The 15,628-nt window shown below is 58.3% G+C and carries 12 protein-coding genes; 7 read left to right on the top strand and 5 right to left on the bottom strand.

What is annotated here, in order from left to right:
* Positions 1-357 precede the first annotated feature (357 nt).
* Complete coding sequence (locus tag ACQY5R_RS02550; RefSeq protein WP_428604083.1) at positions 358-1,026, top strand: TIGR04211 family SH3 domain-containing protein; 669 nt, start codon at positions 358-360, stop codon at positions 1,024-1,026.
* Between the two features lie 65 nt (positions 1,027-1,091).
* Here ACQY5R_RS02550 and ilvD read toward each other — a convergent pair whose 3' ends face one another.
* Entirely contained in the window at positions 1,092-2,942 is a 1,851-nt protein-coding gene (gene ilvD, locus ACQY5R_RS02545) for a dihydroxy-acid dehydratase (RefSeq protein WP_428604081.1), read from the bottom strand.
* Between the two features lie 73 nt (positions 2,943-3,015).
* Positions 3,016-4,104: a PQQ-dependent sugar dehydrogenase gene (locus ACQY5R_RS02540; protein ID WP_428604079.1), complete on the bottom strand. Its 1,089-nt coding sequence runs from the start codon at positions 4,102-4,104 to the stop codon at positions 3,016-3,018.
* Between the two features lie 105 nt (positions 4,105-4,209).
* On the opposite strand from ACQY5R_RS02540, the gene ACQY5R_RS02535 reads away from it, so the two are divergent.
* Positions 4,210-4,788 carry a TetR/AcrR family transcriptional regulator gene (locus ACQY5R_RS02535; RefSeq protein WP_428604078.1) on the top strand — a complete coding sequence of 193 codons (579 nt, stop codon included), beginning with the start codon at positions 4,210-4,212 and terminating at the stop codon, positions 4,786-4,788.
* 99 nt (positions 4,789-4,887) lie between these two features.
* Positions 4,888-6,033, top strand: coding sequence for an acetylornithine deacetylase (gene argE, locus ACQY5R_RS02530; RefSeq protein ID WP_428604076.1), 1,146 nt, complete (start codon positions 4,888-4,890; stop codon positions 6,031-6,033).
* Positions 6,034-6,153: 120 nt separating this feature from the next.
* Here the strand turns inward: argE and ACQY5R_RS02525 are convergent, their stop codons facing one another.
* The gene (locus ACQY5R_RS02525) at positions 6,154-6,597 is read right to left on the bottom strand and encodes a DUF192 domain-containing protein (RefSeq protein WP_428604075.1); all 444 of its coding nucleotides are present in this window, start codon (positions 6,595-6,597) and stop codon (positions 6,154-6,156) included.
* A 280-nt stretch (positions 6,598-6,877) separates the two neighbouring features.
* Between ACQY5R_RS02525 and ACQY5R_RS02520 the strand changes: the two genes are divergently transcribed.
* The 4 genes from ACQY5R_RS02520 (at position 6,878) to mgtE (ending at position 11,342) form a co-directional block, all read left to right on the top strand.
* Entirely contained in the window at positions 6,878-7,156 is a 279-nt protein-coding gene (locus ACQY5R_RS02520; RefSeq protein WP_428604073.1) for a hypothetical protein, read from the top strand.
* 228 nt (positions 7,157-7,384) lie between these two features.
* Positions 7,385-8,713 (top strand): amino-acid N-acetyltransferase, encoded by a 1,329-nt coding sequence (argA, locus tag ACQY5R_RS02515; RefSeq protein WP_428604071.1) that lies wholly within the window; start codon positions 7,385-7,387, stop codon positions 8,711-8,713.
* A 5-nt stretch (positions 8,714-8,718) separates the two neighbouring features.
* Complete coding sequence (locus ACQY5R_RS02510; RefSeq protein ID WP_428604068.1) at positions 8,719-9,828, top strand: cation diffusion facilitator family transporter; 1,110 nt, start codon at positions 8,719-8,721, stop codon at positions 9,826-9,828.
* A 152-nt stretch (positions 9,829-9,980) separates the two neighbouring features.
* Positions 9,981-11,342, top strand: a complete 1,362-nt coding sequence (mgtE, locus tag ACQY5R_RS02505) for a magnesium transporter (protein WP_428604065.1) — start codon at positions 9,981-9,983, stop codon at positions 11,340-11,342.
* Positions 11,343-11,734: 392 nt separating this feature from the next.
* Here mgtE and xdp1 read toward each other — a convergent pair whose 3' ends face one another.
* Positions 11,735-12,535, bottom strand: coding sequence for an exosortase-dependent surface protein XDP1 (xdp1, locus tag ACQY5R_RS02500; protein WP_428604063.1), 801 nt, complete (start codon positions 12,533-12,535; stop codon positions 11,735-11,737).
* A gap of 171 nt (positions 12,536-12,706) precedes the next feature.
* Entirely contained in the window at positions 12,707-15,532 is a 2,826-nt protein-coding gene (gene prsT, locus ACQY5R_RS02495) for an XrtA/PEP-CTERM system TPR-repeat protein PrsT (RefSeq protein WP_428604061.1), read from the bottom strand.
* Between the last annotated feature and the right edge of the window lie 96 nt (positions 15,533-15,628).

Raw genomic sequence — 15,628 nt, 5'->3', positions numbered from 1 at the left:
AAAGTGACATCCGCTTGTCACAAAAGCTGTTTAGCGGTTACTCACAGAACCTGTGGATAACTTTGTGGACAAATTCTGGGAAACTGGCGTAAGGCCGCAAGAATACTGAATTTCCGTTAGATTGATAATTTTTCATACAACTTATTATTTACTTATTATTCAATAAGTTAAAAAATTTATAGGAAAATCGCCTGGACTGTTGACATCATATTTTAACTAAGTTAGAGACGACAGGACTGTGTGCATAACCGGCACAAAAATGGGGCAGACATGGGGGGATTTGTGATCTCTGGCTTGGACAGAGTCTTACCTATCTGAAAGAATGCCCGAAAATTTTCCACCTACATTGAGGTAAGCGTGAAAAAATACCTGATTCCCTTGGTCCTGCTGAGTGCAGTGGCCAATCTGCAGGCCGAAACCCGTTATGTAACGGACCAATTCAAGGTCACCCTGCGCTCTGGAGAGAGCGCCACCCACAAGATCACCCGCATGCTGCCCAGCGGTTATCAGGTAGAGCTGATCAGCAGCAATGCGGAAAACGGTTATTCGCTGGTCAAGACCCAGGACGGTGCCACCGGCTATATCCTGACTCGTCAACTGATGCCGGTCCCCAGCGCCCGGGACCGCCTGGTGGCAGCCGAAAAGAAGCTGGACGAGTTGCAGGAGGCCCCCGGGAAGCTCAGCGCCAAGCTCAGCAAGCTGCAGGATGAATACAAGGAGCTATCCGGTCAGCACAACAAACTGCAGCGTGAGAAGCAGACATTGGATGACGAACTGCAGGCGATCAAACGCACCGCCGCCAACGCGGTACGCATCGCCGACGAGCGCAATGACCTACGTAAACAGGTGGCTTCCCTGACCCGGGAAGTCGAGGATTTGAAGCAGACCAACCGTGAGCTGGGCAACGACAGCGCGCAACGCTGGTTCCTGATCGGTGGCGGGGTCGTGGTCGGCGGCATTATCCTCGGGCTGATCCTGCCTAGCCTGCGAGTACGCAAGCGAAAGAGTTCCTGGGGATCGCTGTAACGGCAGGGTGTCAGAAAAAGGGCAGGCACCGGGCCTACCCCTACAATAGGGGAAACCGAACAGGCTCAGCGTTTCAACTGGCTCAAATCCCTTACCGCACCGCGGGCCGCACTGGTGGTGAGGGCGGCATAGGCTTGCAACGCCTGGGATACCACCCGCTCACGGTTGACCGGCAGCCAAGCCTGCTCACCTTTCGCCTCCATCGCCACACGCCGAGCTGCCAGGGTCTCTTCTGGAACAGCCAGACGAATAGTGCGACCGGGAATATCGATCTCGATCCGGTCACCCTCTTCCACCAGGCCGATGGTGCCACCCTCGGCCGCCTCCGGTGAGCAGTGACCGATGGAGAGCCCGGAGGTACCGCCGGAGAAGCGACCGTCGGTAATCAGCGCACACGCCTTGCCGAGTCCCTTGGATTTCAGGTAACTGGTGGGATAAAGCATCTCTTGCATACCGGGACCGCCCTTCGGCCCCTCATAGCGGATCAGCACCACATCGCCGGCCTGGATCCGATCGTGCAGGATCGCCTCCACCGCCGCTTCCTGGCTCTCAAAGATGCGTGCCGGCCCGCTAAACTGCAGGATCGACTCATCCACACCCGCAGTCTTGACGATACAACCGGCCTCCGCCAGGTTGCCGTACAGCACCGCGAGTCCGCCATCCTGACTGTAGGCGTGCTCGATATCGCGGATACAACCACCCGCCCGGTCCAAATCCAGGTCGGGCCAGCGAGTCTCCTGACTGAAAGCGGTCTGGCTGGGGATACCGGCCGGACCGGCCAGATAACGGGTGCGGGCGATCTCGTCCTGGCTACGGCCGATATCCCACTTTTCGATCGCCTGCCCCAAGGTACCGCTATGCACGCTGCCAGCTTGCGTATGGATCAGGCCGCCCTTCGCCAACTCACCCAAAATACTGATCACGCCGCCGGCGCGATGCACATCTTCCATATGGTACAGCTGGGTGGAGGGAGCCACCTTGCTCAAGTGGGGGACCTTGCGTGACAGCCGGTCGATATCGGCCATGGTGAAATCCACTTCCGCCTCATGCGCCGCCGCCAGCAGGTGCAGCACGGTGTTGGTGGAACCGCCCATGGCGATATCCAGGCACATGGCATTCTCGAACGCTTCAAAGCTGGCGATGGAACGGGGCAGCACCGCCGCCTCGTCCTGTTCGTAGTAACGGCGAGCGATATCCACAACCAGACGTCCCGCCTCCAGGAACAGGTCCCGGCGGTCCGCATGGGTAGCCAGCAGCGAACCGTTGCCCGGCAGGCTCAGTCCCAGTGCCTCGGTCAGACAGTTCATGGAGTTGGCGGTAAACATGCCGGAGCAAGAACCGCAGGTGGGACAGGCAGAGCGCTCGATGGCGGCCACGTCCTCGTCGGACTCCTTGTCATCCACCGCCATCACCATGGCATCCACCAGGTCCAGTTTTAGATCCTGGCCGTGCAGCCGGGTCTTGCCCGACTCCATAGGTCCACCGGAGACAAACACCGCCGGAATATTCAGCCGCAGGGCGGCCATTAACATCCCCGGTGTGATCTTGTCGCAGTTGGAGATACAGACCATGGCGTCGGCGCAATGGGCATTGACCATGTACTCCACCGAATCGGCGATGATATCGCGCGACGGCAGGGAATAGAGCATGCCGCCATGGCCCATGGCGATACCGTCATCCACCGCGATGGTATTGAACTCCTTGGCCACACCGCCGGCCTTTTCGATCTCGCGCGCCACCAGCTGGCCCATATCCTTGAGATGGACATGCCCCGGTACGAACTGGGTGAACGAATTGACCACCGCGATGATCGGCTTGTCGAAATCCCCGTCTTTCATGCCGGTGGCGCGCCACAAGGCGCGGGCGCCAGCCATGTTGCGGCCATGGGTCGTGGTACGGGAACGGTATTGGGGCATGCTCTTCTCCAGCTTCGGTGAAATCGGAAAACAATGGGCTGATTATCCACCATTTACCTCATTCCGGCACCCCTCAGGGCGAGGGGTTATACGAAATGCGGTAAACCACCCCGGCAAAATCATCCGACACCAGCAGGGCGCCGTCCGGCATCACCAGCAGGTCTACCGGGCGACCACGCACGCCGTCCGAGGCCAGCCATCCTTCCACGAACGGCCCGTAGGAGAGTACCCGCCCGTTTTCAATCCGCGCCAACCCAATGCGGTAGCCCACCGGTTCACTGCGGTTCCAGGAGCCGTGCTCGGCGATAAACAGCTGACCGTGGTATTCGGACGGGAACTGGTTCCCGGTATAGAAGCGAACACCCAGCGGTGCCACATGGGCACCCAGTTTCAGTGCCGGCGGTGTAAACCGTGCACAAGACTGGTCACGCCCGTACTCTGGATCGGGAATGTCGCCGGTGTGGCAGAAGGGATAACCGAAGTGCATGCCGGGTTGCGTCGCCCGGTTCAATTCGTCAGGCGGCAAATCGTCCCCCAGCCAGTCACGGCCGTTGTCACTGAACCAGAGCACACCGCTCTCCGGTTGCCAATCGAACCCGACCGAATTGCGCACCCCGGCGGCCATCACCTCCCGCTCACTACCATCCGGGCGCATTCGGATAAGGGTACCGAATCCCGCCTCGTTGCAGATATTGCAGGGCGCACCGATGGCTACGTAGAGCCGACCGTCGGGACCGAATGCCAAGTAGCGCCACCCGTGGTGCGATTCGGTCGGCAAGCGGGCCAGGAGTACCGGCTCAGGCGGACGATCGAGGTGTTGTTCGATCCGGTCATAACGGACAATGCGGTGGTTCTCCGCCACGTAGAGCCCCCCATCCCGAAAGGCGAGACCGTTGGGCATGCGCAGACCGGCCAGTAAAATCCGTGGTGGATCGAACCGGCCATCGCCGTCCCGGTCGGTCACGGCGTACACGCGTCCCAGCCGGCGAGTAGCGATAAACAGGGTACCGTCCTCTCCCAGCGCCAGAGAACGGGCATCCTCCACACCGCTAACGGCCACTTCAATCCGAAAGCCCGGCGGCAAGTGGAGAAAAGTCAGGTTTTCCGCCTGAATCCTTGCGCACCAAGGCAGTATCAACAGCATCGTGAGCATCAGTCGCATAAGCCGTTTCCCCCGTCAGCCATAATTAATCAGCATAGTCGATTCCCTTTCAGGCAAAAATTTAGGACTATAATCCAAACCACGACTTGAGTACTGTTCATCATTATGGCCACGAAAAGCGAACGCACCCAACAGCGCATCATCGATGCCGCCAACCAACTTTTCTACCGTAAAGGTTACAACCGCACCTCCTTCACTGATGTGGTGGATGAGGCGGAAGTGCCGCGGGGAAATATCTACTATTACTTCAAAACCAAGGAAGAGATGCTGCGGGCGGTAATCAAAAGCCGCATGGAGACCACCACGATCATGTTGTCGGAGTGGGAAAAAAGCATCAAAACCCCACTCGACCGGTTGGAGCGGTTTGTGCAAATCATGTATGACAGCACGCCGGCCCTGCTACGATCCGGCTGCCCGATGGGTTCACTCAATGTGGAACTGGCCAAGGACCAGCCGGAATTGAAGACGGACGCCAAGCAACTGTTCGATCTGTTCCAGCAGTGGCTGGCCAAACAGTTCGCCCAGATGGGTTATCCGGAAGAGGCGCGGGAACTTTCCCTGGAGTTACTGGCCAGAGGCCAGGGGATCATCGTAATCGCCCAGGTATATCAGGATCCCGGCTTTCTTGAACGAGGCACCAAAGAGATCAACCGCTGGCTGGAAAATCTCGACCGGTACGCCTGATCCCGCTACAGCTACAGGGTAAATCACAGCGGAGGTGCTGATGCCCGATTGCCGGCATCAGCCCCCTCTAACCCGACACCAGACCGACACAGAGAATTTATGTCCACACCTGCCCTGATCCCGATGATCCAACAACTGATCGCCGCCCCCTCGGTCAGCAGTATCAGCCCCCAGTGGGACCAGTCCAATGAGTCGGTGATCCAGTACCTGGCCGACTGGTGTCGCAGCGCCGGCTTTCAGGTAGAGGTACTGCCGATTCCGGGCCACCCCAACAAGTTCAATCTAGTGGCCAGCGCCGGCAAAGGACCGGGCGGGCTGGTGCTGTCCGGCCACACCGACACCGTCCCCTTTGATGAACAGCGCTGGCAGAGCGATCCGTTCCGCTTGACCGAGCGGGACGACCGTCTCTACGGACTCGGCACCTCGGACATGAAGGCATTCTTTGCGCTGGCACTGGAAGCGGTGAGGGATCTCGATCTGAACCAGCTGAAGCACCCCTTGACACTGCTGGCCACGGCAGACGAAGAGAGCAACATGTGTGGCGCTCAGGCCCTGCTGGAAACCCACCGACGCTTGGGCCGCTATGCGGTCATCGGCGAACCCACCGGCCTCAAGCCGGTGCGCATGCACAAGGGGATCAGCATGGAGATCATCCGCCTGCACGGGCGCTCCGGCCACTCCAGCAACCCGGCGCTCGGGGTCAGTGCGCTGGAGGGCATGTACCGGGTGATCGGGAATATTCTGGCTTGGCGCGATGAGTTGCAGGCACGTCACAGGAACCCGCTGTTCGAGGTGGAGGTCCCGACTCTCAACCTGGGGCACATCCACGGTGGCGACAATCCCAACCGTATCTGCGCCAGTTGCGAACTGCAGATCGATCTACGACCACTACCTGGCATGGTGCTGCAGGATCTGCATAACGAACTGACCCAGCGGCTGGAACAACTGATGGCGGGCAGCGATCTGCGTCTGGAGATCATCACCCCGTTTGCCGGCATTCCGTCGATGGAGACCGCCGCCGACAGCGAGATCGTGCGTACCGCCGAGCAGCTCACCGGTCACAGCGCCGGCTCGGTCGCTTTCGGCACCGAGGGGCCCTATCTTCAGCAGCTGGGGATGGAAACCTTGATCCTCGGACCGGGCGATATCGATCAAGCCCACCAGCCAAACGAATTTATTGGACTGGATCGCATCCCACCCATGATCAGCCTGCTACAGGGATTGATTCGCCACTTCTGTTTGTGAGTACCACGGCGGTTAAAGCCGGACTCTCCGGCCATTCGATCGATACCCCCTTCTCCCCTGAGGGAGAAGGTTTTGGAATACGCTAACTGGGGCTTTAAATAAAACGTGTAACCCGGATATTCACTCTGCAGTCAGGGCATACGGCAGCTTCAGGCGCGCCCCAGGGACTAGCGCATAACGATCAAACCACCCCCGATTCATCTCCAGGGCATAAAGAGTTTGCGGGGGCGAGTGATACAGTTGCTTTCCCCCGTCCGGTTGCATCTGCACTACCGAACGCAGCACGCCCTGCTGATCAAAAAAACCCACATCCAGCGGCACTTTGGTGTTCAGCATCCACATACTCACCTCCTGAGGTGTTGGAAACACCATCAGCATCCCCTCGTCTTTACCCAGTGACTGGCGATGCATCAAGCCACGCTGACGTTGATTGGGGGTGGACGCCACCTCTACCCGGGCATTGACATTGTCGACCTGAACCGTCACCGGAGAGGATGGCGAGCAAGCCGACAACAGCATAATGAACAGCAACAGAAGGAGATAGTTGACCGGCCTTTGTCTCATCTCTATTAATCTTTTCGGCTTGTACAAGTGTAATTAGCAAGCCACCCGGCGGATAACACCTGACGGCTTTGAACGATTACCGACCCGATTTTAGTGTTTCACAAAGCGCAAACACAATCCCTATAAAACCGCCGTCTGGTGCGCCGACCCTACGCCTCGGTATGGCCCCTCTCTGCTAAACTGTCAGGAAGAGTGGCTTAAGGGTTAACTATGCACCGAAAAGATGGCTCGATGTCAGACTTCGCCTTGACCGCCCGATACAGACCAGGAGTAAGACACCATGTACCGCAAACCCACCCCGTTGACCAGCCAGCGAGACAACAGCACCCTTGAGCAGCGCCTGCAGGCGCTATTTAGCGGGTATGACGGTTTCGGCATGATTATCTATTTCTGGGCCCTGATCGGCTCCTTTATTGCCGCGCTGGGCCTCATTGCAGCGGGCGTTGTCTTTTGGAACTGGTGGGTACTGTTCCTCGGGCTGATCGCCGTGCGCTGCTACGCCTATCTGGGCCGTATAGGGCAGGAACTGATCGACCGAATCTCCCCCTACGACGGTTAGCCACCAACAGAACTGCGTCATACCACCGCAGACCATTCATCCCGTCATGTTACTGCCAGCGCGGACACCCGCCTCTTTAACAAAAAGCCCTCGCTCCCACTCATCCGCCAGTTCCAGATAATATCTGGGGTTAGCGCTCGAATTCTTGTCGAATGCAGTTTACATTAAGGGCCTCAGGCCGGACCTGGACCTTTACCCTGGATATAGGCGCTTAGGGGAACAATACGCGTGGCAAATAACAGCAAAAAAAAGCATGACCCTTTCGTTGAGTGGTTTCGCAATTCATCACCTTATATCCATGCCCATCGCGGCAAAACGATGGTTATCCTGTTTGGCGGGGAAGCGGTTGACGATGAGCGCTTTGCCGACCTGATCCATGACTTGTCCCTGCTGCACGGGCTCGGCATCAAACTAGTGTTGGTGCACGGCGCACGTCCACAGATCGAGGAGCGGCTCGGTCTGCGCCAAACCGAAATGCAGTATATCAACGGCTTGCGGGTCACCGACGAAGAGGCACTGGCCTGTGTCAAGGATGCCACCGGCGCGGTGCGGGTGGAGATCGAGGCGCGCCTCTCCATGGGGTTGGCCAATTCACCTATGGCGGGCGTACATATCCGGGTGGTATCCGGTAACTTTGTCACCGCACAGCCGATCGGCATTCGCGACGGTGTCGACTACGGCCATACCGGCATGGTACGGCGCATCGACGCCGGGGCCATCCAACGTGTGGTGGATGCGGGCGCCATCGCCCTGGTACCTTCGCTCGGCTATTCGCCGACCGGCGAGGTATTCAATCTGAGTTCAGCCGATGTGGCGAGCGCCGTGGCCATCGCTCTCGGTGCCGACAAGCTGATCATGCTGATCGAAGGCAAGGGGGTCACCGATACCCGGAACAAGGTATTGACCAACTTGATTCCACGGGAGGTGGAGTCTCTCCTACAGCGGCGCAGAAGCCTGCCGGAAGAGCTGGTGCAACAGTTGAATCACGCCGTAAAAGCTTGTCGTGGCGGCGTCAAACGGACCCATCTGATCGGCCGCCAGATGGACGGCGCGCTGCTCAAGGAGCTGTTCACCCGCGACGGTGCCGGCACCCTGCTGACCGCCGAACCCTATGAAGAGATCCGCGGCGCACGCATCGACGATATCGGTGGCATCCTGGAACTGCTGGGTCCTTTGGAAGCCAACGGCACGCTGGTGCGGCGCTCACGGGATCTGCTGGAAACTGAAATCGAACGTTTCACCGTAGTGGAGCTGGACGGCACCATTATCGGCTGCGCCTCGCTGCATCCCTATGTCGAGGAACGGATCGGCGAGCTGGCCGGTGTGGCGGTGCACCCGGACTACAGAAAAAGTGGGCGCGGCGATGCCCTGCTTGCCCACATGGAGAAGCGGGCGAAGCATGCCGGCATCGACCGGCTATTCGTACTCACCACCCAGACGGCACACTGGTTCCGGGAACGGGGATTCGTCCCCACCCAGGTCAGCACCCTGCCGATGGCCAAGCAGCAACTGTACAACTATCAGCGTAACTCCAAAGTCTTCATCAAAGGGTTGTGAGCGCGATGGCCCACAGTTCCAGAACGGCTGTCCTGACGGCCATCGTCTCTAACGCGATTGTCACGCTGATTAAATTTGGCGCCGCCCTGATCAGCGGTTCCGCCGCCATGATGAACGAGGCGGTCCACTCCCTGATGGATACCCTCAATCAGGGCTTCCTGCTGATCGGCCTGCGTGAAGGAGAGCGCCCGGCCGATCAGCTTTATGCCTTTGGTCACGGGCAGAAAAAATATCTGTGGAACCTCTGGAGTGCCATTGGCCTGTTTTCCATTGGCTCCGGCCTGGGACTGGCCCACGCCTGGCACTCCTGGCACGACCTGGGACAGGCAACCGCGGCAACGCCCTTCACCTTTGCCGGATGGCAGCTGGATCCCTTGTGGATCAACCTGGCGGTATTGGGCATCGCCCTGCTGCTGGAGGGTTTCTCATTTCTGGTGGCATTCAGGACGTTTCTGGATAAGATGCGCCGTGCCGGGCTAAGCAATCCGCTACGCTTTCTATTGCAGGCAGATGACCCGACCCTGGTCGCGGTGGTATTGGAAGATTCCGTCGCCATGCTGGGCCTGGCATTCGCCGCCCTGGGGGTCGGTCTCAGCGCGATCAGCGGCAACGCGCTCTGGGACGTGAGCTTCTCCGCTCTGATCGCCATCATGCTGGGCATGATCGCCTTCTATCTCGGTTACACCAACATGCGCTTCCTGGCGGATATGCGCGACAACGAGGCAGAGGCCCTGTTCCTGGAAATCGTTGCCGCTCACCATCAGGTCGAACGCTGCCATGACCTGCGTTCTATCATCATTGACGAGGCACACACCATCTTGGTGGCGGAAGTGGAACTACGTGAAGAGGCCGTGGTGCCGGGGTTGCATGAACGGATTCAAATCGAGCAAGAAGCCATTCTGAACCAGTTACCCTCAAAGCGCCGGGACGATGCCAAACTGCACTGCTATGCCGCTGCCCGGGCGGCGGTCATCGTCAGTTTAAAACGTACCGAAGAGATTATTGACGAACTGGAAGCGGCCATCAAAACCCGACTGCCACGGGTCAGCCACATCACCTTGGAAGTGGAAGGCATCAGCCAACCGGCCGATCTACCCAGCGAATCACCCCCCTGATTCGAACAAACTAAAACCACCGCAATGCGGGCAGTGATACCTGACCGAGCCGGTTACTGTCACAATCGTACTCCAAGTAGAATATCCGTCTGCCCGGCAGCCCCTGCGACCCCATTAATCCGTGCCACCCAACCGGTAAAGAAGCGCGAATCATGATCAGCGAAACAGAGACCACACCCTCTCAGACCCAACTCCTGGATCAAGTTATTGCCGATCTGGAGACCGGCCGCCAGGAAGCGCTCACCCAAACCCTGCTCGCCACCCACCCGGCCGAAGTCGCCAGTCTGCTCGAATCCCTGCCTCCGGAACAGCGTAGCGACCTGTGGGAAGCAGTCCCGGTGGCGCAAGAGAGCGAAGTCCTTTCGTTTCTGCATGACGAGGCACGCACCACCATCGTCGATGAGATGGATCAGGGCGAACTGGTGGCAGCCGCCGGATCGATGGCGCCAGAGGATCTGGCCGAGTTCATCGACGAACTGCCGGAAGACTTGACCCATGCCCTGTTGCTGGCATTGGACACGGATCACCGAAAACGTCTGGACAGCGTACTCAATTACGAGGAGGGGAGTGCCGGACGACTCATGAGCACCGACGTCATCAGTGTGCGCCGTGATGTCTCGATCGCTGTGGTCATGCGTTGGTTGCGCCGCCACGAATCCCTGCCGCCCCATACCGACAGCCTGATGGTGATTGATGATGAGGGTGGCTATCTGGGTAAACTGGATGTCGCCGACCTGCTCACCAGCCATCCCGACACCCTGGTGGAATCGGTGATGCAACCGGAAGCTGCCACGGTCAAGTCTGACCTTAGCGAACACGATGTGGCCGCCCTATTTGAACGCCGCGACCTGATCTCGGTCGCCGTGCTGGATGCGGCCGGCAAGCTGTTAGGACGTATTACTATCGATGACATCGTAGATGTTATCCGCGAAGAGTCCGATCGTACCCTGTTGCGTAGCGCCGGCCTGAACGAGGAAGAGGACATGTTTGCACCGGTGCTGCCCAGTGCACGTCGTCGCGGCCTATGGCTGGGTATTAATCTGATTACGGTGTTTGCTGCCGCTTGGGTCATTGGCCGCTTTGAACAAGCACTGGACCAGATCGTCGCCCTGGCAGTGCTGATGCCGATTGTCGCCAGCATGGGCGGCATCGCCGGCAGTCAGACCCTCACCCTGACCATCCGCAGCCTGGCCCTCAATCAGATCGCCAGTGCCAACGTGCGCTGGCTCACCACCAAAGAGCTACTGGTCGGTGCGGTCAACGGGCTGGTCTGGTCGCTGGTCGTCTCACTGGTAACCTATTTTTGGTTTGGAGAGGTCGGTATCGCCCTGATCATCGGTGCCGCCCTGGTACTCAACCTGCTGGTCGCGGCCCTGTCAGGTATTGCCATTCCAATCCTGCTGAACCGTTGGGGTATCGACCCCGCGCTATCCGGTGCCGTGATCCTGACTACCGTCACCGACGTGATCGGGTTCCTCAGTTTCCTGGGACTGGCAACCCTATTTCTGCTTTGAAGCGGCGCCCGCGGCATAAGTCCATCCCAGGCAATGCGGCTAACCACCAACAGGTCTGTCGATGTAGGGGCAGGCCCCTGTGCCTGCCCTTTCCCTCGCGGAAAGCGCCCCCCCTTCCGAGCAACCACAGGGGGTGCCCCTACACCCATCCATGGCCTCCGCAGCATAAGTCCATCCCAAGCAATGCTGCTACCCACCAACAGGTCTATCGATGTAGGGGCAGGCCCCTGTGCCTGCCCTTTCCCTCGCGGAAAGCACCCCCTTCCGAGCAACCACGGGGGGTTGCCCCTACACCCATCCATGGCCTCCGCAGCATAAGTCCATCCCTGGACAAAAAAACGGGCAGCGGATTACTCCGCTGCCCGTTTCTGTATCCCAGCTTTGGCCTGAACTTATGCCTGTAACTGCGCGGCGGAGCAGGTGTGGCCAGAGAGGCGACGACGCATGGCAAGCATCAGCAGCACGCCGCCCAGCAACAGCAGGGTGGAGGGCTCTGGCACATCGGTGGTTGGCCCGGTACCGCCAAGGCTGGCCAGTTTGAAGAAGTCATTGCCGTAGAAGTTGCGGTTATTGATCCCACCCATCTCCGGATTGAGTGCACTGATCAACCAGTAGCTGGAAGAGACTTCCCCGGCATTAACCGAAGTGGTGCCGGTACCGGGATCGTAGTAACTGCCGATCGTGGTCCAGCCATTACTCGTGAGATCACCATATCCCATGCTGGAGAGATTGGTGCTACCGCCCCCCGTATAGGCACTCATCGAGAAATCGGAATCCCCGCTAACCCAGCCGAAACGCACTTGATCGAGGGTAACGGAAGTGCCGCCAAAGTTGAGCAGAATCGCATCAATGCGGGTCTGGTTATCCATAGCGTGAGTCGGGACGCCGCCGTCTTCGCTGCTATAGACCCCGAGGCCGCTTGCTCCCCATTGCGCAATATTACGCTGTACCAAATCGCCCGTGCCGTAACTGCCGTCAAATGAGCTGGAGGCGTAATTGGCGTTGGACCAGCCGGTCACGGTGACATCCGGAGCACCACCGCTGCCACTGTAGCTCATGCTGCTGTACGTGGTGCCAAACCCGTAGCTGCCACTGTTAAAGTCCCAGGACCAATCGGCCGCCGCATTGCCCGAAACCAGTAGCGCCAGCAATGCCGGCATAATGATTGTTATTAAACCTTTTATTTGTTTCATCTGTACAATCCTGGACAGTAGCCTTGAATACACTCGGCGCGAGTTACCACAAAAAGTCTGCGCGCATTAATGTGATGCAAATCACATGCCGTAAAATAAAAATTAAATAAATTCAGCCTGTTAACAAAACAGCTCCAGCGAACTGCGAGAGCGATGTAAAATATTCGGACACTATTTCCCCAACCGCTCCAGCAGCGCGGCGGCCTCGGCTTTATCGGCGAATTCATCGCCGTGAGCCAGCAAGCCTTGCAACTCCTGCCTCGCCTCATCCCGGCGCCCAAGTGCCACTAACGCCGAGGCAATGTGGAAACGGATACGCCGGCTCGAGGCATCCCTGAGACCGGCGTTACGCAGATAGCGCAGACCCTCGGCCGCCGCGTCCCCCTGCACCAGGATCCATCCCAAGGTATCGTTAATGGCCGGATTCTCCGGCGCCAACTCCTGCGCGGTACGCGCCAATGCCAGGGCACCCTTTTCCTGTCGCTTGAAGCGGATCAGGGCAAGATTGTTATACAGCTCTGGATCCCGGCTGCCGCCATCGATCAGCTTTTCATAGATCGTCGCCGCCGCATCCATTTTACCGGCCCGCAGATAACCTTCCGCCAGGGCCTTTTTAAACAGACCGGTATCCCGTGGACTGACGTTACCTTTGAGCTTCGTTTCCAGCAGGCTTATACCACCTTGCACATCACCGCCGACCAGGTAGGCCCGATACAATTTCAGCAAGGTAGCCGGCGTTTCCCTGATCTCGATGGCTTTTTTATACCCTGCGATGGCGGCGGGCAACTCACCTCGCTGCATATCGAAATCGGCTCGCAACCGGTAACCCTCCGCCACATCGGGGTGGGAACGTATCAACTCACCAATAGTCTTTGCGGCCGGCTCGCGCATACCTGAAGCCAGTTGCGTTTCGGCCAGTGCGATCTTGGCCGGTACGGCTTGCGGATTCTCTTCCAATATTTTCATGAGTGCCCAGGTAGCCCCTTCCGGATCCCCGGCCGTGCGCAACAACCGGGAAACATCCATAAGCACGGGAGCATTGTAACCGGCCGCTTTTGACATACGCCGAAACTGGTACCGGGCCATGGCGGGATTTTTCAACGCCAGCTGACTGACCCCGATCATGCGTATCGCCTGGATATTGTCCGGAAACAACCGCTCCAGCGTCTGTATATGCCGGGCCAACGCCTGTTCTTTGCCCAACTTCAAATACAACTCGCCCAAATAGAGCTGATTGGCCACCGACTTTTCATCCAGCGCGACAGCTTTCAGCAACAGCTCCAGCGCCACCTCCGGGCGGCCTTCGGCTTCCTCCAGGCGGGCCTGCTCCACTATTACCTGGGTGCTCTCGGGATGATGCGCTTTGGCCTCTTTGAGGCGACTCCTGGCTTGTCCGTATCGACCCGCCGCCCGATCAATCTTGACCAGGTTCAGTTCGGCATCCAGGTAGTCTGCGTCCTGCTTCAGAATCTGTTCCAGATGTTTTGTCGCGCCGGCGAGATCGCCAGCGGCTATCTCGGAGGATGCCAACAGGTTCAACAGTGCCAGATCTTTGGGATGGCGTTGACTGAGCAACCTGGCCACCTTGACCGCTTCCCGGTTCTCATTTTGTCGCAGATGCTCCAGCACCAGGGTCATGCCCGCTTCCTGCGCTGTCTCCACGCTGTAAAACAGTTCGGACAACTGCTTCAACCCGGCATCCCGCTGCCCCTGTGCCAGATAACTCAAGCCTATCTGCGTGCGCGCCTCCACCGCATCGCCACCCAGACTCGCGGCCTTTTTGAGTATTTCGATGGCCCGCAGGTGCCGCCCCATCTTGACGTAGGCCGTGCCCAGCAAGGTCAGCAATTTGTAGTCATTTGGAATCTGCTTCAGTGCCGGCTTCAATATTTGTATGGCTTGATCGTACTGCCCTCTCTGAAACAGGATCGACCCCATCAGCTTGCGGGCGCCGGGGTTGTTGGGGGCCCGTTTTACATAGGCGTCCAATCCGGCGTAGGCCTCATCCATCTTGTTCATGCTGTAATCGATCAGACTCGACAACAACAGGGTTTCCGGGTGTTGCTGCTTCACCTCGGTAGGCAATTTGGCCATGATGGCCGAGGCTTCAAGCATCGCCGCCTTGGATGCTTCGGCATCACCAAGACGGGAGAGGGCCACACCACGCAGATAGGGCACCTGGGGATCAAAATTTTTCGATTTTCCGAGCTTATCCAAGATACCCAGCGCCTGAGCATATTGCCCCATATCCAGATAGGTACTGGCCAGGGATACTTGAATCCGGTAGTTCCCCGGACTCAGTTGCAACGCCTTGTTATAGAGACCCACCGCTTCGCTAAATTGATGCTGCGCATGGGCCACATCCCCCCGGGTATGCCATACATCGGGATCGCCGGAGTCCAGATCCATCGCCTTCTGTAATAGCTTGCCGATGTCCTCGAACGCTCCGTTTCGCAGCTTTACGGACACTAGACCCAGCAGCGGCTTGGTAGATGCCGGGTTATACTGCGCGGCCTTTATAAAGGCTTGATTGGCCCTGTCGACTTCACCCAGCTCCAGATAGGCATCCCCCCGCAGCACCATGATCTCCGCGTTCAACGCCGGCAGAAAATCCCCGGTATCGACCTCGTCCAGGATCTCCCGGTATTTTCGCTGTTGCCTGAACGCCTGTGCCAACGGTACCGCCACCAGCGCCTCGTCGGCACCCAGGTCACGGGCCGTTTTCAACTCCCGCTCCGCCAGCGCACCCTCCCCCTGTTCCAGGTACGCCTGACCCAACAGCAGATGGGCCGCCAGGTATTCCGGGTCGCCCTTTAGGGCGTTCTTGAGGTGGATCACGGCCGTTGGCAGATCCTTCTCGCGGAACTTGATCAACGCCTCTTCATAGAGGGAAGCGATACTCTGCTTATCCACTATGGCAAACGCGGGATCGGTAGACCCGAGGCTCAGCAGACCGCCGATAACCAGCGGTTTAAGAAATTTTCCTAATGTCATCATTCGAAACTACCGTTACCCTGTCGATGCAATGATCCGCCCAGATCATCCCTGGCGGCCGGTTTTTCACGTATCTGTCCGTACAACATATACACCCTG

Origin of the sequence: Sedimenticola sp., from assembly GCF_050289425.1 — a bacterium.
Lineage (GTDB): Bacteria > Pseudomonadota > Gammaproteobacteria > Chromatiales > Chromatiaceae > Sedimenticola.
Note: the sequence above shows the minus strand (reverse complement) of the source record. Positions and strands in the feature narration are given on the sequence as shown.